The sequence below is a fragment of the Micromonospora sp. genome (assembly GCF_048594385.1).
In the GTDB taxonomy this organism is placed as follows: domain Bacteria; phylum Actinomycetota; class Actinomycetes; order Mycobacteriales; family Micromonosporaceae; genus Micromonospora; species Micromonospora wenchangensis.
The window spans coordinates 32,540-53,611 of the sequence record NZ_JBMDWU010000612.1 but is presented as its reverse complement, the minus strand read 5'-3'; the positions used below and the strand labels follow the sequence as shown (position 1 = coordinate 53,611).

General features: G+C 73.1%; 18 protein-coding genes. 12 read left to right on the top strand and 6 right to left on the bottom strand.

Annotated features, from left to right (window positions below; genetic code table 11):
- Positions 1 to 28: 28 nt before the first annotated feature.
- From ACOJTC_RS32125 to ACOJTC_RS32115, 3 genes are read left to right on the top strand one after another with little or no spacing between them, the layout of a single operon-like run.
- Positions 29 to 829 carry an ABC transporter ATP-binding protein gene (locus ACOJTC_RS32125; protein ID WP_363654763.1) on the top strand — a complete coding sequence of 267 codons (801 nt, stop codon included), beginning with the start codon at positions 29 to 31 and terminating at the stop codon, positions 827 to 829.
- Entirely contained in the window at positions 826 to 2,232 is a 1,407-nt protein-coding gene (locus ACOJTC_RS32120; RefSeq protein WP_420119702.1) for a hypothetical protein, read from the top strand. The genes ACOJTC_RS32125 and ACOJTC_RS32120 overlap by 4 nt, the downstream gene beginning before the upstream one ends.
- Positions 2,229 to 2,819 carry a hypothetical protein gene (locus tag ACOJTC_RS32115; RefSeq protein WP_420119701.1) on the top strand — a complete coding sequence of 197 codons (591 nt, stop codon included), beginning with the start codon at positions 2,229 to 2,231 and terminating at the stop codon, positions 2,817 to 2,819. Before ACOJTC_RS32120 ends, ACOJTC_RS32115 begins: the two co-directional genes overlap by 4 nt.
- A 75-nt stretch (positions 2,820 to 2,894) precedes the next feature.
- On the opposite strand, the gene ACOJTC_RS32110 is transcribed toward ACOJTC_RS32115, so the two are convergent.
- A complete protein-coding gene (locus tag ACOJTC_RS32110; RefSeq protein ID WP_420119700.1) occupies positions 2,895 to 4,595 on the bottom strand; it encodes an aminotransferase class V-fold PLP-dependent enzyme in 1,701 nt (566 codons plus the stop codon).
- A gap of 257 nt (positions 4,596 to 4,852) precedes the next feature.
- On the opposite strand from ACOJTC_RS32110, the gene ACOJTC_RS32105 reads away from it, so the two are divergent.
- A complete protein-coding gene (locus ACOJTC_RS32105; protein ID WP_363654755.1) occupies positions 4,853 to 5,635 on the top strand; it encodes an inositol monophosphatase family protein in 783 nt (260 codons plus the stop codon).
- A gap of 31 nt (positions 5,636 to 5,666) precedes the next feature.
- On the opposite strand, the gene ACOJTC_RS32100 is transcribed toward ACOJTC_RS32105, so the two are convergent.
- Positions 5,667 to 8,279 (bottom strand): CHAT domain-containing protein, encoded by a 2,613-nt coding sequence (locus ACOJTC_RS32100; RefSeq protein WP_420119699.1) that lies wholly within the window; start codon positions 8,277 to 8,279, stop codon positions 5,667 to 5,669.
- Positions 8,280 to 8,467: 188 nt separating this feature from the next.
- Between ACOJTC_RS32100 and ACOJTC_RS32095 the strand changes: the two genes are divergently transcribed.
- The 3 genes from ACOJTC_RS32095 to ACOJTC_RS32085 are packed head-to-tail and all read left to right on the top strand — an operon-like array spanning position 8,468 to position 10,892.
- Positions 8,468 to 9,781 carry a S8 family peptidase gene (locus ACOJTC_RS32095; RefSeq protein WP_420119698.1) on the top strand — a complete coding sequence of 438 codons (1,314 nt, stop codon included), beginning with the start codon at positions 8,468 to 8,470 and terminating at the stop codon, positions 9,779 to 9,781.
- Positions 9,778 to 10,422, top strand: coding sequence for an RNA polymerase sigma factor (locus tag ACOJTC_RS32090; protein WP_420119697.1), 645 nt, complete (start codon positions 9,778 to 9,780; stop codon positions 10,420 to 10,422). Before ACOJTC_RS32095 ends, ACOJTC_RS32090 begins: the two co-directional genes overlap by 4 nt.
- A gap of 5 nt (positions 10,423 to 10,427) precedes the next feature.
- Positions 10,428 to 10,892 carry a hypothetical protein gene (locus ACOJTC_RS32085; protein ID WP_204926693.1) on the top strand — a complete coding sequence of 155 codons (465 nt, stop codon included), beginning with the start codon at positions 10,428 to 10,430 and terminating at the stop codon, positions 10,890 to 10,892.
- A 143-nt stretch (positions 10,893 to 11,035) separates the two neighbouring features.
- Here the strand turns inward: ACOJTC_RS32085 and ACOJTC_RS32080 are convergent, their stop codons facing one another.
- Entirely contained in the window at positions 11,036 to 12,064 is a 1,029-nt protein-coding gene (locus tag ACOJTC_RS32080) for a hypothetical protein (protein WP_420119696.1), read from the bottom strand.
- Positions 12,065 to 12,326: 262 nt separating this feature from the next.
- Between ACOJTC_RS32080 and ACOJTC_RS32075 the strand changes: the two genes are divergently transcribed.
- Both ACOJTC_RS32075 and ACOJTC_RS32070 read left to right on the top strand, forming a co-directional pair.
- Positions 12,327 to 13,007 carry an ABC transporter ATP-binding protein gene (locus ACOJTC_RS32075; RefSeq protein ID WP_204926691.1) on the top strand — a complete coding sequence of 227 codons (681 nt, stop codon included), beginning with the start codon at positions 12,327 to 12,329 and terminating at the stop codon, positions 13,005 to 13,007.
- On the top strand, positions 13,004 to 13,702 hold the full coding sequence (locus ACOJTC_RS32070) for a hypothetical protein (protein ID WP_204926690.1): 699 nt from the start codon (positions 13,004 to 13,006) through the stop codon (positions 13,700 to 13,702). Before ACOJTC_RS32075 ends, ACOJTC_RS32070 begins: the two co-directional genes overlap by 4 nt.
- A 41-nt stretch (positions 13,703 to 13,743) precedes the next feature.
- On the opposite strand, the gene ACOJTC_RS32065 is transcribed toward ACOJTC_RS32070, so the two are convergent.
- The 3 genes from ACOJTC_RS32065 to ACOJTC_RS32055 are packed head-to-tail and all read right to left on the bottom strand — an operon-like array spanning position 13,744 to position 16,605.
- Positions 13,744 to 14,541: a glycosyltransferase family 2 protein gene (locus tag ACOJTC_RS32065; protein ID WP_420119695.1), complete on the bottom strand. Its 798-nt coding sequence runs from the start codon at positions 14,539 to 14,541 to the stop codon at positions 13,744 to 13,746.
- The gene (locus ACOJTC_RS32060) at positions 14,541 to 15,476 is read right to left on the bottom strand and encodes an NAD-dependent epimerase/dehydratase family protein (protein ID WP_204926688.1); all 936 of its coding nucleotides are present in this window, start codon (positions 15,474 to 15,476) and stop codon (positions 14,541 to 14,543) included. The genes ACOJTC_RS32065 and ACOJTC_RS32060 overlap by 1 nt, the downstream gene beginning before the upstream one ends.
- Positions 15,477 to 15,519: 43 nt before the next feature.
- A complete protein-coding gene (locus tag ACOJTC_RS32055) occupies positions 15,520 to 16,605 on the bottom strand; it encodes a polyprenyl synthetase family protein (RefSeq protein WP_420119694.1) in 1,086 nt (361 codons plus the stop codon).
- A gap of 345 nt (positions 16,606 to 16,950) precedes the next feature.
- Here ACOJTC_RS32055 and idi point away from each other — a divergent pair, with 345 nt between their 5' ends.
- From idi to ACOJTC_RS32040, 3 genes are read left to right on the top strand one after another with little or no spacing between them, the layout of a single operon-like run.
- Positions 16,951 to 17,538, top strand: a complete 588-nt coding sequence (idi, locus tag ACOJTC_RS32050) for an isopentenyl-diphosphate Delta-isomerase (RefSeq protein ID WP_420119693.1) — start codon at positions 16,951 to 16,953, stop codon at positions 17,536 to 17,538.
- Between the two features lie 4 nt (positions 17,539 to 17,542).
- On the top strand, positions 17,543 to 19,282 hold the full coding sequence (locus ACOJTC_RS32045; RefSeq protein ID WP_420119692.1) for an ABC transporter ATP-binding protein: 1,740 nt from the start codon (positions 17,543 to 17,545) through the stop codon (positions 19,280 to 19,282).
- On the top strand, positions 19,282 to 21,054 hold the full coding sequence (locus ACOJTC_RS32040; RefSeq protein ID WP_420119691.1) for an ATP-binding cassette domain-containing protein: 1,773 nt from the start codon (positions 19,282 to 19,284) through the stop codon (positions 21,052 to 21,054). Before ACOJTC_RS32045 ends, ACOJTC_RS32040 begins: the two co-directional genes overlap by 1 nt.
- The last annotated feature ends 18 nt before the right edge of the window (positions 21,055 to 21,072 follow it).

Here is a 21,072-nt window from a genome sequence, read left to right as displayed (position 1 = left end):
CTGGAAATTACCGAAGGAGACAGCGACGATGCGTGCGGTGAGCGCGGTCGAAACGACCACCACCACCCATCCCTGGGCGATCCACGCCGAGGGCCTCCAGGTCCGGGCCGGCCGGTACCTCGCCGTCAACGGCCTCGACCTGGCCCTGCCCACCGGCGTGCACGGACTGCTCGGCCCCAACGGCGCGGGCAAGACCACGCTGATGCGCGCCCTGGCGACCGTCGTGTCCCCGGCCGGCGGCCGGTTGACCCTGCTCGGACACCCCGTCGACGGCCGCTCCGAGCTGCGGGCGGTCCGCCGCGCCCTGGGCTACCTGCCGCAGCACTTCGGCTACTACCCCCGGTTCACCGTGCGGGAGTTCGTCGGCTACATGGCCTGGCTCAAGGAGATGCCCAAGGCGGGCGTCGCCGAGGCGGTGCAGCGGGCCATCGACCGGGTCGGGCTCACCGCCAAGGCCGACGCCCGGATGAAGACGCTCTCCGGCGGCATGCTGCGCCGGGCGGGCATCGCCCAGGCCATCGTCAACGACCCACGGCTCCTGCTGCTCGACGAGCCGACCGTCGGCCTCGACCCGGAACAACGGCTCGACTTCCGGGAGCTGCTGCGTGACCTCGGCGGCGACACCTGCGTGTTGGTCTCCACCCACCTGGTCGAGGACGTGGTGGCGGCCTGCACCGACGTCGTCCTGGTCAACGAGGGCCGCCTGGTGTGGCGGGGCACGCCCGAGGTGCTGGCCGCGCAGGGCGACGCGGGTCACGCCGGTGACAGCCCGGCCGAGCGGGGCTACTCGGCGCTGCTGCGTCAGCACCGTGCGGAGGCCACCCGATGAGCGGGCGGACCATCGCCGCGCACAGCGCCGCCGCCCGGCGGCCCGACGGGAAGCGGGGTGCCCGGGTGGGCGTCATGGGGATCGAACTGCGCCGCTCCGCCGCGCTCGGAGCCGCGGTGATCACGGTGGTGGTCGGGGTCGGGTCGCTGTACGTGGCGACCGGCCGCTGGTCGACCGGCTGGATGGCCCTGGCCCTGGCCATCCGGGAGTACCTGCTCCTGCTGTGGCCGCTCGCCCTCGCGGCCGGAGCCTGGCAGGGCCGCCGGGAACACCGGGCGAAGGTCGGCGAGTTGTTCGCCACCACCGCCCGCCCCCGTGCCGCCCGGATGCTGCCGGTGCTCGGCACGATGGCCCTCACCCTCGTGGTCGCCTACCTGGTGGTGACCGCGGCGGGCATCGCCTGGATCGTCAACACCGCCTCGTACGTGCCGCTGCTGAACTTCGTCGTCGTCACCGCGGTCGGCGCGCTGTCCCTGGTCGCCGCGGCGTGGCTCGGACTGGGCGTCGGACGGCTGCTGCCCGCCCTGGTGACCGCCCCGGCACTGGCGGTGGGCGGCGTGCTGCTGGTCTTCTTCAGCACCGTCTCGACCCCGGAGCGGCTGGCCGCGGCGATCTCCCCGGCGCACGGCTCCGGCGGCTTCCACGAGTACCAGACCATCGACAGCCGGGTCAGCGGCGCGCTGGCGATCTCGATGACCACGCTCGCCGTCACCGGCCTGCTGCTGTTCGTCGCCGACGGGTGGCGGCTGCGGGCGATGGCGGTGCTGCCGGTGCTGCTCGGGGTCGGGGTGGCGACGGCGATCCTCCCCACCGACCGGGACGTGCTCACCTGGCCGGTCGACCCGGTCGCGCGGGAACTGGTCTGCACCGACGCCACCCCGACGGTGTGCGTCAGCCGGGTCCACGCCAAAGTGCTCGACACGATCACCCCGCGGGCCCGGGAGGGCCTCGCGGCGCTGGCGAAACTACCGGACGCGCCGACCGTCGTGCACGAGGACACCCGCACGATCGGGTACCGCCAGGAGCAGCCGGCCGTCCAGGACGAGGTCGTCACGATCGAGGTCCGGATCGACAGGCGGGGCCGGCTCGCCCACCCCGACCTCGTGGTCCTCGACGTCGTCAGAAGCCTGGGCGTCCCGTACGACTACGACTGCCGGAACCGCAACGAGACGGTCGAGCGGGCGGCGGCGTACTGGCTCATCGGCCGTGAGCCGCGCTCGGACGTCGGGCTGGTTCCCGGCATGATCGAGGAGGACCCGTCGATCACCACCGGGGCGAAGACCCTGTGGCAGGGCCTGCGGGCACTGCCCGAGGCCGAGGCGGTGGCCCGGGTCACGGCCGTCCGCGACGCCGTGCGGGCCTGCCGGGACTCCGAGGGCCTGTTGTCCCGGAGTGCCAGGTGACCGGGACGCTGCTCTACCTGCGTTCACGCCGGGTACCCGTGGCCCTGGCCGCGGCGGTCGGCGGCGCCGCGGTGGTCTGGGCGCTCTACCGGGCCCTGGCCAAGGACCGCGACGCCACCCCGATGCTGGTCGTGCTGACCGTCCTGATGATGGTCGCGGCGTTCGCCCCCACCCTCGTCGGCCCGGACGCGAACCTGGACCGGACGGCATCACTGCGGTGGTCCTGGCGACGCGGCGCGCACCTGCTTGCCGGCGGGGTGATCGTCCTCGCGGTGCTGCTCGCCACGCTGCACACCGGAGCCCGGTTCGGGCCGGCCGCACTGGTGGTCCGCGACGCCGCCGGGCTGCTCGGTCTGACCGCGCTGTGCACGAGCGTGGTCGGCGCCGCCCGGTCCTGGTTCCTGCCGGTGGGCTGGACCACCATCGCGGCCGTGTACCCGCAGGGCGGGACCTGGGGAGCGGTCGCCACCTGGCAGGGCCAGCCGACCGACAGCCGGGCCGCCGCGGTGACCGCGGTGACGTTCGCCCTCGCCGGGCTGGTCGTCTACGCGGTCGCCGGCCCCGTCCGCACCGACCCGGCAGAGTAGCGGCTCAGGCGTCCGGCGGCGGGCAGGAACCGCCGCCGGGCGCGGCGGGGGATGACCGGGCGGCGCGGCGCCCGGTCAGCGCGGTGACGCGGCAGCGGTACAGGCCGGCGGGAGGTGGAACCAGCGCAACGCCTCCACACCGGCCGGTAGGCCGGTGGGTCCCTCGTCGACCTGGTCCCGGCGGCCGGCCAGGATCTCCCGTGCCTCGTGCAGGTAGCCGGCCAGAGCATCCTCCCCGGCCCGACGCCGGTGTGCCGCCGGCTGCTCCCCGCCGGTCACCAGCCGGGCCAGGTCGGCCAGGCCCACCGACCGGCCCGGCCCCCGGTGGTGCTGCCACAGGCCGGTACGGGCGTCGAAGCGGTAGTCGGCCAGCAGCCGGTGCCCCTGCCGGGCGACCAGGTCGACGGCGTCGATCAGGTAGTCGGCGACCTGGTCGGACAGGAAGTAGCCGAAGGTGATCCGGGTCCACCCCGGCTTGATCCCCTCGCACCCCCGGGCGATCTCCACCCGGAACGCCCGGGACCGTTCCTCGTCGATGCCGAGCAGGCGGTGCCCGTACGGGCCCGCGCAGGAGCACCCGCCCCGGGCCTGGATGCCGAACAGGTCGTTGAGCAGCGCCACGACGAAGTTGTGGTGCAGGTGACGGGCACCGTGGCGGATCTGCACCGACACGATGGGCAGCCGCCGCGCCCGGGGGTTGCCCAGGACCACGATCCCCGGGTTCGTCGACCAGCGGCGCAGCGCCCGCGACCACAGCCGTTCCTCACGGCCGGCGATGACGTCGGTGCCGACGGACTGCTTGAGGGCGAACACCAGGCCCGCCCGGATCGACTCGACGATCGCCGGCGTGCCACCCTCCTCCCGGGCCACCGGATCGTCGAGATACCGGTGCCCCACCGGGTCGACGAACGCCACGGTGCCGCCACCGGGCACCACCGGAACCCGGTTGCGCATCAGATCCCGCCGCACCACCAGCACGCCGGGGGTCTGCGGGCCGCCGACGAACTTGTGCGGCGACAGGAACACCGCGTCCTTGCCGTCCGCGGCGCCCGGCACCGACTCGCCCATCCGGATCGGCACGTACGGGCCGGCGGCCGCGTAGTCCCAGCACGACAGCGCCCCGTGGGCGTGCAGCAACGCCGCGACCGTGTCGGTGTCGGACAGGATGCCGGTGACGTTCGAGGCGGCGGAGAAACTGCCGATCCGCAGCGGGCGGTCCGCGTACCGGACCAGGCGCTCGGCCAGCTCGGCCCGGTCGATGTGCCCGTCGGCGTCCGCGCCGATGACGACCACGTCGGCGTACGTCTCCCGCCACGGCAGCTCGTTGGAGTGGTGCTCGTAGGGGCCCACGAAGACCACCGGGCGCTGGTGCGGGGCGATGGCGTCCAGCAGGCCGTGGCGGCGCGTCGGCCCGTCGGGCAGCCGCAGTTCGAGCACGCCCACCAGCTTGTCGACCGCCGCCGTGGCCCCCGCACCGCAGAAGATCACCGCATGGTCGTCGGTGCCGCCGACGGCGTCGAGGATCGTCCGCCGGGCGTCCTCCCGCAGCCGCCCCGTCGCCCGTCCGGTGGCGGAACTCTCGGTGTGGGTGTTGGCGTAGCGGGGGAGCACCCAGTCCCGGACGGTGTCCTCCACGAAGTCCAGCGCCCGACCGGAGGCGGTGTAGTCGGCGTAGGTGATCCGGCGTGGCCCGTACGGGCCGTCCAGCACCTCGCCCTCGCCGATGACCCCGTCGCGGATCCGCGCCAGCAGCCGCTCTGTGTCGACCGTACCCATGTCGCGCTGCCTCCCCACGGCGATGGCGACGGGGCGGGTCGACGGGATGTCGGCGAGCGTCGGTTCCCCGACCGCTGTCCACAGTGTGCCCGACCGGCCGGTCCCGCCGCTCGCCGCCCGGTGTCCGGGGCCCGACGCCGCCACCCGGCCCGGGGCGGCACGGTGTCACCACCGGCGTCCGCCGGGTCGTCTGGTGCCCGCGCCCGTGCGGGTGCGACGATCTCCAACGGCCCTGCCGACGACCCGAGGAGGACGCGATGGCGACCGCTGCCGAGCTGGACGACTGCCGGCGGGTCGCCGAGGAGGCGGCCCGCCTCGGCGGCCGGGAACTGCTGCGGCGCTTCGGCGACCACGGCCGCGTCGACTACAAGACCGCCCCCACCGACCTGGTCAGCGAGGCGGACCGGGCCAGTGAGACGCGCATCGTCGAGCTGCTGCGTGCCCGCCGTCCCGGCGACGGCATCCTCGCCGAGGAGGGCAGCGACCACGTCGGCGACTCCGGGCTGCGCTGGGTCCTCGACCCCCTCGACGGCACCGTCAACTACGTCTCGGGGATACCGTTCTGGTGCGTCAGCATCGCCTGCGAGCAGCAGACCCCGCACGGCTGGCGGCCCGTCGTCGGGGTGGTCCACGACCCGGTCCACGACGAGACGTTCTGCGGCGTCCGGGGTGGCGGCGCGGCCCTGAACGGCACACCGCTGACCCGGCGCGCCGGTGTCACCCTCGGCGAGGTCGTCCTCGCCGCCGGCTACGCCTACGACGTCGCCCACCGCCGGGTGCAGGCGGCCGTGGTCACCGACCTGGCCGGTGACGTTCGCGGGGTGCGGATGCTGGGCTCGACGGCGCTGGCGTTGGCCTGGATCGCGGCGGGCCGCTGCGACGCCTACGTCGAGGACCGCACGTTCCGCTGGGACTGGGCGGCCGGTCAGGTGATCGCCGTCGAGGCCGGCGTCGCGGTCGAGGTGAGCGGCAGCCGGGTGCTCGCCGCGCCACCGGAGCTGATCGACGGCCTGCGTCCCCGGGTCGCGGCGCTGGGGTGACCCCGCACCGGCCGCGCCGACGGTCGGGACGTCACCCGGCGCCGAGACAGACGAACGCCGCCGCCGTGGCCCCGGCGGTGCCGTCGCCGGAGGCGACGAAGGCCCGTTGGGCGTCGGCGAGCGCCTGCGCCGGTCGCAGCCCCGCCCGCATCCGTCGGTGCAGGTCGAGCATCAGCGCGGTGGTGGGGTCGGCCGGCACCGGCAGCACGGTGGCGACCAGGCACCGGGCACCCAGTCCGAGCAGCACGGCGGTGAAACCCATGACCTCGTCGCCGGGGCGGACCCCGGTCAGCCCCGAGTCGCACGCGGACAGCACCACACAGCCGGGCGGACGGGTGACCCGCTCCCACTCGTAGGCGAACAGCGGTCCGTCGGCCAGCTCCAGGGTGGAGAACTGCGGATTGTCGGCGCGGAAGGTGCCGTGGGCGGCGATGTGGACCAGGCCGGCCCCGTCGAGCGCCGCGGTCAACGCGTCGGCGGTGGCGTCCGCGCCGGTGAGCAGGGTCGCCCCCGGCAGTACCTGCGCGAGCCTGCCCACCTCGGCCTGACCCGCCGGCAGGCGCGGCCCGCAGGCCAGCACCGACGGCCCGGCCGAGGGTTCGCCGTCGTCCGCCCGCAGCCAGGCCGTGGCCGACGGGGCGACCGTCACGGCGCGACCGGCGCAGGTCGGCAGACCCGACCACGCCACCGCGTGCAGGGCCCCGACCGGCACGATCACCAGGGGACGGTCGCCGAGGTGCCGGCGCAGCGGATCGAAGAGCTGCCGGTCCAGTGCGGCGGCGGCGTGCCCGGCCCCGGCCCGCGCGGTCGCCGTGTCGCCGGTGGTGACCAGCCGGCGCAGCGCGAACCGGTGCCACCGGGTCAGGTGCACCGCCTCGGCCAGCGGACCGAGGTCGTGCAGGCTGGCCCGGCCGTCGCGGACCAGCACCGCGCGCAGCCGGTCGCCGTGGGCGACCAGCTCGACCAGCACCCGGGTACCGAGTCGACCGGCGAGCACGCCCACGCCGGGCGGGTTCACCACACCGGTCCCACCGGGCACCCGGCGGGCCAGGTCCCGGATGCGCTGCTCCAGCCGCGCCTGCCGACCCCGCAGGGCGTGCGCCGGCCGGCCCGCCAGCACCTCGTCCTCCAGCAGGCTGCTGACGAGCCGCAGTTCGGTGAGCGCCGCGAACAGGTCCGGGTCGTCCGGGGGCAGCGCCGGACGCATCCGCAGGGTGTTGGCCCGCCAGCGTTCGGCCCAGGCCAGGGTGCGGGCCGGGGAGCCGGCCCGCACCGCGATGTCGAGGCCCTCGGCGGCCAGTTCCCGACCGTACGTGCCGCTGTGGGCGCGCAGCTCCGTGGCGCCGAGGGACGTGCGGTGCCGGTCCAGCACGGCCAGCCCCCGCCGCAGCGCCCGGGCCGCCCCGGCGTCGTCACCGGTGAGCCGACGCGAACGGGCCAGCGCGTACCAGCCCTGGGCGCGGCGGGAGGCGGTGCCCCGACGGCGGGCCTGCGCGGCCACGTCGAGCAGGGTCACGGCCCGGTCGACCCGGCCCGAGGCGGCGGCCAGCAGGCCGGCTTCGAGGCGGGTGGTCAGCGCCGGCCCCGGCCACCCGGTGGCGTCGAGTTCGTCGGCCGTCCGCACCATCGCGGTGAGCAGGGCCGCCGTCCGGGTGCCCCGGCGGAACTCCGCGCGCAGTTCGACGTGCCGGGCGAAGGCGGCCCAGGTGCGCCGGCCCTGACGCCGGAACCTGACCCGGGCCTGGGCTGCGGCCGCGGTCGCGGTGTCCAGGTCGTCGGCGAGCAGCGCGGCGCGGGCCTGGGCCAGCAGCGCCTCGGCGAGGTCCGAGGCCATGCCCCGGCGGTGCAGTTCCCGTACCGCGGCGGCGGCCACCCCGACCGCCTCGTCGAGCAGCGGCACCGACAGCAGCAGCTCGAACCGGTCCAGCAGCAGCGCCGGACGCGGGACGGCGAGTCGCCGGTACTCCTCGTCGACGTCGGCGAAGCAGCGCAGCGCGACGGCGATCTCGCCGCGTTGCCCGGCGGCGATGCCGCTGTTCCACCGGGCGTCGGCCGCGGCGAGGTCGAGCCCGAGCCGGTGGAAGACCGCCGCCGCCCGGGAGAGGTCGTCGCCGGGGCCACCGGAGGAACCCCGGTGCGCGTTGAGCAGTCCCCGGTTGTTGCGGGCGCGCGCCTCCAGCAGCGGATCGTTCTCGCGTTGGGCGATGTCGATGGCGATGCCGTAGTCGCGCACCGCCTCGGCGTAGCGCCCGCGGTAGTGCAGCACCACCCCCCGCTGCATCCGGGCCCGGCCGGCGTCGGCACCGGTGAGCTGGGGCAGCGCGGCGGTCACCGCCCGCAGCGCGGCAGCGGTACGACCGGCGTTGGCCAGCACGTACCCGAGGCTCATCCGGGCCAGCGCCCGGGTACGCGGGGTGCCGGACACCCGTACCGCCCGGCGCAGGTGGCGCAGCGCGCCGGGCAGGTCGTTGAGTTCGCGCAGGGCCAGCCCGATGGCCCGCTCGGCGGTGGAGCGCTCGTCGTCGTCGGCGGTCTGGCTGGCGAGCACCCGCTGGGCGATGCTGATCGCCTCGGGTGGGTATCGCTGGACGGCGTCGAGCGCCGCCTGGGCCGCCGCGGCACCGCAACCGGTGCTGTCGGGCATGCCCTAGAGAGTCCACGACGAACAGCCGCGAGTCAACGTCGAGAATCCATCGCGGGAATGTCGTCAATGGGTGTCCTGCTCGGTTGCCCCTAATTGACAAGCGGCGATGGTGCGGAATAATTGGCGGTCGGGGAATTCACCGCGCCCGCCCTGGGTGGGCACGCTTCTTTCACCAGCATGGAGGATCCGTGCCGCCGTCTGACCACCCCACCGTGCCGGGTCCGGGCGGCCCACTGTCCCGACGGCGGATCCTGACGCTGTCCGCGCTGGCGGTGGCGGCGCCGTTCGGTGTGCTGCCGCGGCCGGCCCCGGCCGCCGCCGGCGACGCGGACGCCGCCGCCTACCAGAGGGCGTTCGAGGCCGCCCTGGCCGCCGACCAGAACGTACGCCGGTACACCGCCCCCGGCCGGGAGATCCTCTACCGCCCCCGGCAACTGCTCGCCGCCGACGCCGACGCCAAACGGGTCGCCACCTGGCTGCGCGCCCACGATTATCCGGCGACCGTCGGCGCCGGATTCGCCGGCGTCACCCGGCTGCTGTTCGACCGGGAGACCGACATCCCCGGCGTCGTGCGAAAACTGCGCGACCCCCAGCAGTGGCCCGGCCAACCGGTGCCGGCGGTGCAACCCCACCACGTGTTGCTCGGGCTGGGCAACATCATGGGGAACCCGGGCACCCCGCCCCGCCCCGCCCCGGCGCTGCCGCCCCCCGACCCGACCCGGCTCGGTGAGGGCGCCGGCGTCACCGTCGGCATCTGCGACACCGGGATCTGGCAGCAGGCCGGCGCGTGCCACCCGCAGTGGCTCGGCGGCGCGTACCTGCCGCAACTCGACGACGAGGACCCGCTCTACGTCCACACCGACGTGCTCGCCCCGCAGGGCGGGCACGGCACCTTCGTCGCGGGCGTGGTCCGGCAGGCGGCCCCGGGCGTACGCGTCGACCCGGAACTGGCCCTGGACCCGACCGGGGTGGGCGACGAGTCGACGGTGGTGGCCGCCCTGAGCCGGCTCGCGCCGCAGGTCGCCGTGTTCAACCTCTCGCTGGGCGGCTACACCCTGGACGATCAGCCGTCGCTGCCACTGGCCAACGCGGTGGCGGCGTTGCCGGCAACGAGCGCCGTGGTCGCGGCGGCCGGCAACGCCGGCACCAGCCGACCACTCTGGCCGGCCGCCCTGGACCGGGTGGTGGCGGTCGCGGCGGTCAGCCAGACGACCGGCGGCCCGGTGCCGGCGGCCGACAGCTGCTACGGGCCCTGGGTGGACGCCTGCGCCCTCGGCGAGCGGCACAGCACCTACGTCGAGGGGCAGCTCCCCCTGCCCGGCAGGCCGGCACGGCAGTTCCACGGGTTCGCCGTCTGGGCCGGCACCTCGTTCGCCACCGGGCACGTCTCCGGGCGACTCGCCGCGATGATGACCGCCGGGGGCCTCAGCGCGGACGCGGCGCGTGCGAGCCTGCTCGCCGCCCCCCGCTGGCATCCCGACTACGGGGTGCTCGTCGGATGAGCCGCGTCGACGCCCCGGGCGGTGACCCGGCGACCGGTGCCAGCGCGACCAGCCTGCTGTCCGCCGCCGCCCGCGGCGACGAGTCGGCCTGGGCCGAGCTGGTCCGCCGGTACACCCCGATCGTGTACGCGGTCATCCGCGCCTACGACCTCAGCCGCTCCGACGCGGCCGACGTCAACCAGACCGTCTGGCTGCGCCTGGTGGAGCAGTTGGGTCGGGTACGCGAACCCGAGGCGCTACCGGGCTGGCTGGCCACCACGACCCGCCGGGAGTGCTACCGGCTGTCCCGGGTGAGCCGCCGCTCCCACCCCGTCGACCCGTACGACCAGACGCTGGAGCTCCAGCACGGGCTCTCCCGGGAGTTGGCCGCGATGGCACCCGCACCGGACGACGAGTTGCTGCGCGCGGAGCGCCGGCAGGCGTTGCGGGCGGGTTTCGTGCAGCTCCCGTCGCGCTGCCAGGCGTTGCTGTCGCTGCTGACGGCCGACCCGCCGGTGAGCTACCGGGAGGTCGCCGAACGGCTGGGCGTGCCGATCGGCAGCATCGGCCCGACCCAGGCACGATGCCTGCGTAGGCTGCGGGAGTGCCCGGCGATCGTCGAGTTTCTCGGAGCTTCCACCATCGGTACGAAACGGGGGTGAACCGGATGGAGCCGTGGCCGCCTGCGGATGACGAGGCGCTGACGACGGAGCTGGGTGCGGCCCTGTGGGACACCGGGCCGGTCTCGGAGGCGTACCTGAGCGCGGCCCTGGCCGCGTTCACCTGGCGGACCGCCGACGCGGAACTGGCCGTCGCCGAGCTGACGTTCGACTCGGCGGTCGACGCCGAGCTGGCCGGCATGACCCGTTCCGTGGCGTCCGCGCGGACGCTGTCGTTCCGGACCGGGTCGGTGCTGGTGGAGATCGAGGTGACCGACGCCGGGATCGTCGGCCAGCTCTCCCCGTCCGGTGGCGGGCGGGTCAGTGCCCGGACGGCCGCCGGCACCTACGACGAGGCGTCGGTGGACGCCGTGGGCTTCTTCTCGCTGGGTGTCCCACCGCCGGGCCCGGTCCAGCTGTGCGCGCGCACCGTCGGGTACGCGGTGTCCACCGCCTGGGTCTGTCTGCGCTGACCTCGGTCCGGTGGCGGTGCGCCGCCCTCTCGACGGCGTCCGAGCGTGCCGTCGGCGTCCCGGGCCCGGTCGTGGCCGCGACCCACGACGGTGGGGCGCCGGCCGCACGGCCCGCGCCCCACCGTCCTGCGGTGGTGACGGCGTTACCCCCGCTGCTCGCCCGCCAGCAGGTACTGCACCCCGCCGAGGTCGGCCCGTTCGGTGCCGTCCGCGTCGGGCCCGAACTGGGTCACGTTGAGCGCGGTCTCCTTGGCCAGGGTGGTGTCGGCCGAGAAGGACAGGGAGAACTCGATGCGCTCACCGGGCTTCAACAGCAGCCCGCTGATGCTGGCCCGCCCCGGATCGACGATCTCCAGTTCGGTCTTGCCGACCTGGCGGACTCCCGTGGCGACCTTGCCGGTGGCCTGCCAACGCTCGAACAGGGTCGGGCCGAGGTCGACGAAGACCCGGGCGCCCTGGGCCTGCTCGGCCGGCTGGGTGAAGACCAGGTCGTTCTTGGTCTCCGCGGCGGTCACGTTGCCGATGGCGAACGGCCGGACGACCCGGGGCCCGCCCGAGACGAGTCGGACCGAGTCGACGTTGCGCCAGGCGACGTTGTTGTTGTACTGGGTGTTGACGCTGGTGCTCGGCCCCTCGAAGGTCATCGGGTCGGTGGGCGAGACCCAGCGCGCCAGCAGGCAGAAGTGCCCCGGTCCGGGCACCCCGGTCCACGGGATCGTCACGGTGGTGACGCCCGGGTAGACGGGCACGCTGACCGCGCCGATCTGGGTCCAGTGGGTCGGCCAGGTGGCGCCGCCGCCCGGGGTCGTCCGGTAGACACGCAGCACCCCGTTGTCGATGCCCGAGCCGTACGGTCCGTTGTTGCGCAGCTTGATGAAGAGGTAGTTGGTGACCCCGACCCTCGGGTTCTGGCTGGTGGAGCACTCCACGGCCGTCGGGCAGACCTTGATGTCGGGGCTGGCCCACAGCGGGCTGTACGAGTGCGGCTGGATGCCGGTGTCGGCGGTGACGTCCTTCATGTAGACGTCGGTGCGGGCCGCCGCGGCGGCCTTGCCCTGCGGTGCCTCGCCGGGTGCCGCGGCGGCGGCGGTGACCGCCAGCAGCCCGGCCAGCGCCGCGCCCGTGAGGACGGCCAGCGTCGAGCGGCGGACGCGCTTTCCTACCTTGCCCATGACAGGTTTTCTCCCATCGGCGGGGGACGTCGAGTCCGGCGTGTTGCGATGCCGTGTCGACGCGATGACGTCGTTGAAGAGCCGTGAACGTGCCGGGAAATACCGTCGCGGGGTCGGCCGTCAGATGACGCCAGGACCGGCAAATAAGACACTCATCGATGTCTAACGCGCATGTGCCCCGGCCGGGTGCCACCGGAACGACACGGTCATCCGGGCGTGATCGCGACCACTGCCGGACGTAAGGGTGTACTAGGGTGCTCCCATGGATCTGAGTGACAGCGCCTCACCGGTGACAGCCACCCGGCACGGTCCAACGGAGGGCGACTCGTCGACACCGATCCGGCTCCGTGCGGCGAACATTCACAAGCGGTACGGCAAGAACCATGTCCTGAATGGCGTCGACCTGACGGTCCGTGCCGGCGAGGTGGTCGCCATTATCGGCGCCAATGGCTGCGGAAAGTCGACGCTCATGAGGATCTGCGCCGGTCTGGTCAGCCCGTCCAGTGGTGTGGTGGAGGTCGACGAGAGCATGGCCTACTGCCCTCAGCAGGCAGGACTCATGGGGTACCTGACCGCCGACGAGCATTTCGCGTTGTTCGGTGCCGGGCACGGAATGGGTCGGAGCGAGGCCCAGGCCACCGGCCGGCAGCTCGCGAAAAGCCTGGCCTGGGACGGCGGCATGGCAACGCAGGCCAGGCATCTCTCCGGCGGCACCCAGCAGAAACTCAACCTTATTCTCGCCGCGCTGACCGATCCCGACATCCTGCTGCTCGACGAGCCCTACCAGGGTTTCGACCGGGGCAGCTACATCGATTTCTGGGACTGGGTTCTGCAGCGCCGCGACGCCGGAAAGTCGACGCTCGTCATCACCCACATGTTGAATTCCCTCGATCGGGTCGACGCCGTTCTCGACCTCGGAGCGAAGGCGGCCGCCGACTCATGACCAAGCTGCTCACCGTCGCGGAGATGATGGGTCGGGATCTCGCCCGGCGGCGGGTGGCCCTCGCGCTGCTCGCATTCGTTCCCCTGCTGTTCTACATGGCCCGGCACGACGGCAATCCCGAGAAGGCGATCCGCTTCGCCGGTCTCGGCCTGGCCTGGGCGGTGAGTACGGCCGGCCTCTTCCTGAGCAACACCACGAAAGCCGTGGAGCGGCGGCTGCGCCAGATCGGCTACCGGCCGGCGCACCTCTACCTCGGCACGCTCACCGCGCTGCTGGCCCTGGGTGCCGTACTCGCCACGGTCTACTGGGTGCTCATCTATCTCGACCAGGACAACCTGGCCCGGCCCGGCGCGGTCGCCATCGAGTTCGGGCTCACGGTGGTGGTCGCCGCCCCGCTGGGCCTGCTGATCAGCGCCGTCGCCCCCCACGATCTGGAGGGCACCCTCGTCCTGATCTCGATCACCGGGTTGCAGTTCCTCGTCGAGCCGGACCAGAAACTCGGCAAGGCCCTGCCGTTCTGGTCGACCCAACAGGTCGGGACCTTCGGTCTCGACGGCGGCGACCCGGAGTACCTCCGCAAGGGACTCCTGCACGGCGCCCTGTACTGCGTGGGCCTCATTCTGGTCACGGCGGTGCTGGCCAGCGTGCGGCTACGGCAGCGCAGGCACCTGCGGATCCGGGCGGCCGTCCGGTAGGAGCAGCCGGGCGGGTGTGGCGCGCCGCGCCCGCCCGGCGCTCACTCCACCTCCTGCAGGGCGAACGACACGTCGTTCGGCGGTGCGACCAGCAACGGCAGCCGTTCTGCGGGGGTGCGGGCCTGCCGGCGGCGTTGCTCCAGCTCGGCCATGCGTCGCATGCACGCGGCACGAGCGGGTGACCCGAAGCCGGTCTCCGGCGCCGCGGTCAGCGAGGCCGCCCAGGCCCGGTAGCGGTAGAGCGGCCGACGCAGGTTGCGGATGCGGTACAGCCAGGCGACCCGCAGTTGGAAGTCCGTGTCGGAACCGAAGGCCGCGGTGCCGTCGAAGCCGTTGAGCCGGGTGAAGACCTCCCGCCGGACGACCGTCGCCGGGTGCAGCGCGACCGTCTTACGGCCGAACCGGTGCACCAGGTTCCCGTTGCGCGGCATGTGCCGTACGCCCTGAGGGTTGCCCGACGCGTCGATGACGCGGTACCCGCAGCCGACGAGATCGGCCCGGCCCCGTTCGAGCACGGCCAGTTGACGGGCGAAGCGGTCGGGCTCGCTGACGTCGTCGGCGTCCTGGAAGCCGATGTACTTCGTGGACACCGATGCGACCACCGCGTTCTTCAGCCGCAGCGGCCCGACGTTGCGGGACGCGCGCAGCAGCGTGAGCCGTGGGTCGTCCCGCCAGGGTGCGAGCGCGGTGATCCAGTCGTCGTCCGGCGAGTGGTCGTCCGCGACCACGAGCCGCAGGTCCCGATGGGTCTGCCCGAGTACGGAGGCGACCGACTCCGGCAGGTAGGTGGCGCAGCGGAAGTGCGGCACGATGACGGTCAGCAGGGGTTGCCCACCCATCAGGCGCCGACCGGCATCGACTCGCTGCGTACCGCGTCGATGTGCGCCCGCAGCCCCTCCCGCAGGGAGACCGACGCGCGGAAGCCCAGCGCCTCGGCCGTGCGGGTGACGTCGGCGCGGGTGGACACCACGTCGCCCGCCCGGTGGGGCTCGACACGGACGTTCGCCGGGCGTCCCATCAGCTCACTGATCAGGTCGATGATCCCGGTGACCGAGATCTGCTCACCGGTGCCGACATTGCACACCCGGCTCGGACCCGGCGCGTCGACGGCCGCCGCCACGGCGCGTACCGCGTCCTTGACGAAGACGAAGTCGCGACGCTGCGAGCCGTCGCCGAAGACCCGGATCTCCCGGCCGTCGCGGACCGCGGAGATGATCCGGGAGATCAGCATGTCGGGTCGTTGCCGTGGGCCGTACACCGTGAAGAACCGCAGGGCCACACTGGTCAGCACGGAGGCGGGACGCGCCGCGTAGGCCAGCGCGAGGTGCTCGGCCGCCAGTTTGGTGACCGCGTACGGGGAGATCGGCGCGGGCGGTTGGTCCTCGTTCATCGCCCCGTCGCGCTGGTTGCCGTAGACGCTGGACGACGAGGCGATCACCAGTCGTCGTAGTCCGGTCTGCACCCCTGCCTCCAGGAGCCGCCGGGTGACGATCACGTTCGACTCGACGTAGTCGTCGAAGCGGTCCCACGAGGGCCGGACCCCGGGCAGCGCGGCGAGATGGACCACCGCGGACACCCCGTCGAGCAACGGACGGATGTCCGTGGTGCGCAGATCGGCGACGACGTGCCTGCCGGCCGCGCCGGCCGGCCGGGGCCGCAGGTCGACACCGATCACCGGCTGGCCACGGTCGGCCAGGTGCTCCACCAGGTGTCGCCCGATGAACCCGGCGGCACCGGTCACCAGCACCGTACGCCGTGGGTCGTGAACCGTCATTTCCGTGCCCTCCCTGGTCTGGGACGTGCCTGGCGGTGGACTCTCAGCTGCGCCGGACCGACAGCGTGTGGGCCAGGTCGGTCAGCGCCGTGCGCACCTGCGCGGCGATGGGCAGGGAGTCGAGCGCCGCCACCGCCTGCTCGGTGCGGGCGTGGATCATCTCTTCGACCGTCCGCAACGCGCCGGTGTCCCGCACGATGTGCCGCAGCCGCAGTGCCTCCCGCTCGCCGAGGCGCGGGTTGCCGTGCCACCGGGATATCTCGGCGGCCTGGGTGGCATCCGCCCGTTGCCTGGTCAGTGCCATGAGCACGGTGGACTTCCCGCTGCGCAGATCGCTCAGGGTCGACTTGCCGGTGACCGCGTCGTCGCCGAACACGCCGAGGATGTCGTCACGCAGCTGGAACGCCTCACCGATCGGAACACCGAACCGGGAGAGCCGGTCCACCTCCGCCCGGGGCGCGCCGGCCAGCATCGCGCCGATCTGCAGCGGACGCTCCACGGTGTACTTCGCCGACTTGTAGAGCAGGATCGTCAGGCAGTCGGCCAGGTCGGCCCGGACGGCCTCGCCACGGACGTCGAGATACTGCCCGAGCAGCACCTCGACGCGCATGCTCTGGAGCAGTCCGGCCGCCGCCGACACCCGCTCGGCAGGCAGGCCGCAACCGTGGAACGCCTCGTCGGACCAGGTCAGACAGAGGTCGCCCCAGAGGATCGCCGCGTTGCGACCGTAGTGTTCGGGGTCGCCGCGCCAACCGAGCCGGCGGTGCGCCTGGGCCATGGTGACGTGCATGGTCGGATTGCCCCGCCGGACGTCGCTGTCGTCCATGATGTCGTCGTGCACCAGGGCGAAGAGGTGGAACAGTTCCAGCGCCGTGGCGGCCATGATGATGCCGGGATCCTCGTCACCGCCGAACGCGCGCCAACCCAGGCAGCAGAACGTCGGCCGGGTGCGTTTGCCCCCGGCGAGTGCCAGGGCGCGTAGGGCGTCGACTCCGTCGCGCCACTCGGGGTTGGCGTTCATGTCCCGTCGGGCGGTCAGGAAACTGTCGATCGTGCGTTCCACCTCGACCCTGAGCGCGGGCCCGGGGAGGCCGGGCGCGCCTCGGGCGGTCTCGCTGGTGGCGGTCATCTGTCCCCCGTCCGGTCGCAGGCGATGTCGACGGCAGGTAACCGGTGTCCGGTCCCGCCGGGGTGAACGATCGCGCAGGCTGAATGCGGCAGAGCGGGGCCGACCCTCGATGTGAAGGGATCACGGTCAGTGACGGCCTGGGTGGGGTGGCCTGCGCTTACGTGACCCCTCGTGGCTGGCTGGGTATCCACTGTAGCCGATCGATGGGCATCCGGAACCCCCTACTTTGCTTATCCGCAATTTCCCGTGTGGGCGTTTTGTTCTTGTAGGGGGGTTGACTGGAGTCGATTTACCGTGGATTGTTGTGCGAGCGAAATTGACCGATCCGGATGGCGGGGGAGCGGTATGGAGCAGGTCGTGCTACTCGACCAGGATGGCCAAGTCGTTGGTGAGCAGGACAAATACGCCGTCCATGATGGAGGCACCCCGCTTCACCTAGCATTCTCTTGTTACGTGTTCAGCAATAGTGGGTATTTCTTGATGTCGCGCCGATCGTTGCGGAAAAAGACGTGGCCAGGTATATGGACCAACAGCTTCTGTGGCCATCCCGCCCCAGGTGAGGCGATGACCGACGCCGTTCACCGACGGGCGTCCGCTGAGCTGGGCCTCACGCTGAGCAACCTTCGTCTGGTGCTGCCCCGTTTCCGCTACCGCGCCGAACTCGACGGTGTGGTCGAGAACGAGATGTGCCCGGTGTACGTGGCCCGCGCGGTGGGCGACCCGGTGCCGAACCCGGACGAGGTCGACCGGGTCGACTGGGTCGACTGGGACTCGTTCCGGGAGCGGGCCCGAACCGACCCGGCCCTGTCCCCGTGGTGCCGGTTGCAGGTCGACGAACTGGCGGGGCTCGGCCCCGTGGCGGGTGACTGGCCCACCGGCGACGCCGCCGAACTGCCTCCCGCAGCCAGGGTCGCGGTCGCCGGGCACGGCTGACCAGATGGCGTCTCACGAGCCGCGGACGGCTGCGACGAACTGGTCACGCTATGTGGCCTACGTCGGCGGCCACCGCCGCTGGTTCCTGCTCCTGGCCGCGCTCATCCCGCTCGACGTCGGCACCCAGTTGGTGGCGCCGCAGGTCGTACGTCGGTTCATCGACGCGGCGGTGGGCGGCCGGTCGCAGACCGAGCTGGCCGGGTACGCCGTGGTCTTCGTGGCGCTCGCGGTCGTCCGGCAGGTGCTGTCGACAGGCACCGGCTGGGTCTCCGGCCGGGTCGCCTGGCGTACGACCAACGAGGTGCGTCGTGACCTGCTCGCGCACGTCCTGCGGCAGGGGCCGACGTTCTTCCTCCGACACCCGCCCGGGGAACTGGTCGACCGGATGGACGGCGACGTCACCCGGTTGGCCAAGCTGCTGTCCGAACTGGTGCTCGACATCGCCGTCCAACTGCTGATGATCATCGGGATCGTCGTGGCGCTGTTCCTGCTCGACTGGCGGTACGGCGCGCTCTTCACCCCGCTCGCCCTGGTGATGCTGCTGCTCCTGCGGCGGCTGCTCGGCCGCGCGGTGCCGCTCATCGCCGACCGGCAACGGGCGGAGGCGGGCCTGCTCGGTTACCTCGAGGAGAACCTGACCGGGCGGGAGGACCTGAACGCCAACGGCGGGACGACCCACGCCCTTCAGACGGCCTGGGACCGGATCACGCACCACTACCGGCTCGCCCGGCGGGCCGCCCGCGTCACGGTCACCTGGCCGGCGGCCGTCCAGGTGCTCACCGCCGTCAACCTCTGCGCGGCACTGGCCACCGGTGTGTGGCTCAGCCAGAACCGGGGAGTCAGCGTCGGCACCGTCTTCGCCGGGCTGTCGTACGCGATCCTGCTGCGGATGCCCCTGGTCAGCATCACCTCGCGGTTCCAGGACGTGCAGAACGTCCTGGGCAGCGTCCGCCGCGTCGAGGAACTGTTCGGCGAGGCCCACATCGTCCCCGACGGCGGCGGCACCCTCGCGCCCGGACGCGGCTCGGTGAGCTTCACCGGCGTCACCTTCGCCTACGAGGACCGTCCGGTGCTGTCGGACGTCTCGTTCACGATCCCGGCCGGCCGACGGGTGGCGCTGGTCGGACGCAGTGGCGGCGGGAAGTCGACCATCCTGCGGATGCTGTTCCGCCAGTACGACCCGCAGGCCGGGACGGTGTCGGTCGGTGGGGTGGACGTCCGGCGGTTGGACGTCGGCGCGCTGCGCTCCCGCATCACGCTCGTCACCCAGGACGTGCACGTCATCGCCGGCACGCTGCGCGACAACCTGACCTTCTACGACGACCGGTGGCCCGACGAGCAACTGCTCCGCTCGGTGGAGGAGGTCGGGCTGGGCACCTGGTACGCCGCCCTGCCCGACGGCCTCGACACCCGGCTCGGGCCGGGTGCAGCCGGGCTGTCGGCCGGTGAGGAGCAACTGCTCGCGCTGGCCCGCGCACTGCTGACCGACCCCGACATCGTGCTCCTCGACGAGCCGTCGGCCCGCCTGGACCCGCATGCGGAGCGGCGGCTGCGCCGCACGATGGAGCGGTTCATCGAGGGCCGTACGGCGCTCGTCATCGCCCACCGGCCCGAGACGCTCACCATCGTCGACGACGTGATGGTGGTCGAGGAGGGCCGGGTCGTGAGCCTGACGCCCCGCCCCGACCCGACCGACGGCACCGACGGGCCGGTCGACCAGCGGTTCTTCGTAGGGCGGTCCTGATGACCACGACGAGCGGCGGCCGGGCACGCCTGTTGTTGGCCGGTCGCGGACGCCGGTACGCCGTGCTCGCCGCCGTCTGGGCGGTCCTGCGCCTGGGCATGCTCGCCCTGGGACTGTTGATGCAGACGGCGTTCGACTCCCTCAGCGGCGAGTCGGCCGCCGGCCTGAACCTGTGGAGTGTCGTCGCCCTCGTCGCCGGCATCGAGGCCGCGCGCATCTCGCTGCAGTTCAGCACGGTCGTGCCCTGGCTCGAACCGCGCATGCAGTACCACACGGTCGGCGCGTTGCGGATGTCGCTGTTCGAGTCGCTGCTCGAACCGCCACCGCAGGCCGGAGGCGGCAGCGTGGGCGAGGCGGTCGCGACCGTCGGCACCGACGCCGCCGACGCCGGCTTCTTCGTGGTGTGGTCACCGATCAACATCGCCCGCTGGCTCTTCGCGGTCGCCGCGATCACCATCATGATGCGCATCGACGTGCTCATCACCCTGAGCATCCTCGGGCTCTTCGTGCTGATCGTGGCGCTGATGCGCCTGGTGCACGGGCGGATGGTGGCCTACCGCGAGCAGAGTCGCGCCCAGACCGCACGGGTCACCGAGGCGCTGCGCGAGGTGACGGGCGCGGCGCTGGGCGTACAGGCCGCGCGGGCCGAGGAGGCGGTCACCCGGCACCTCGACCGGCTCAACGCCGACCGGGCCAGGATCGCCATCGCCGAGGAACTCGCCGTCGCCGTGCAGCGCAGCACCCTGCTGAACGCCGCTCCGCTCGGCACCGGGATCGTGCTGCTGATCGCCGCGCCGGCCATCAGCAGCAACGAACTGTCCATCGGCGACATGGTGCTGTTCACGTTCTACCTGCAACTGCTCGTCGACACGCTCGCCTCCCTCGGCGTGCTGACCGTCCAGTTGCAGCGCGTGCTCGTCGCGCTGCGCCGGATGACGGCGATCACGGGCGGTCGGCTGCAGCCCCGGCACGGGATGGACCTCGACCGCGGCCGACCCGGTGCGATGACGGGCGTCCCACCGCGGCAGCCGCCCCCGCCGCCCGCCCCGGGTCCGCCCACGATCACGGTCACGGACCTCACCGCCCGGCACGACGGCGCGGCCCACGGACTGGTCGGCGTCGGCTTCACGATGCCGGCCGGGCAACTGACGGTGGTGATGGGTCAGGTCGGCTCGGGCAAGACCACCCTGCTGCGCACCCTGCTCGGCCAGGTGCCGGGGGCGACCGGTGAGGTGCGCTGGGACGACGTCCCGCTGCCCGCCGACCGCCGCGCGGTGCTCGTGCCGCCCCGGTGCGCGTACACGCCGCAGGTGCCGCGACTGTTCACCGGCACGATCCGGGAGAACATCCTGCTCGGGCTGCCGGAGGACCGGGTGGCCGTGGGGGTGTCCCGGTCGGCGCTCGACCCCTACCTCACGACGATGCCCGACGGGCTCGACACGGTGATCGGGCCGCGCGGCCTACGCCTCTCCGGTGGCCAGGCACAACGGGTGGCCGTGGCGCGGATGCTCGTGCGCCGCACCCCGTTGGTGCTGTGCGACGACGTCTCCAGCGCCCTCGATCCCGAGACGAGCGACGCCCTGTGGGAGGGGATCCTCCGCGACGGCGGGAGCACGGTCCTCGCGGTGTCCCACCGGCCCGAGGTGCTCCGTCGGGCCGCCCTCGTCGTCGTCCTGCACGACGGCCGGCTGACGGCGGTCGGGGCCCCGGCGGACCTGCTCGACAGCTCCGACGAGATACGCCGGCTCTGGTCCGCCGTGGCCCACGACTGACCCCATGCGGAGGCACCG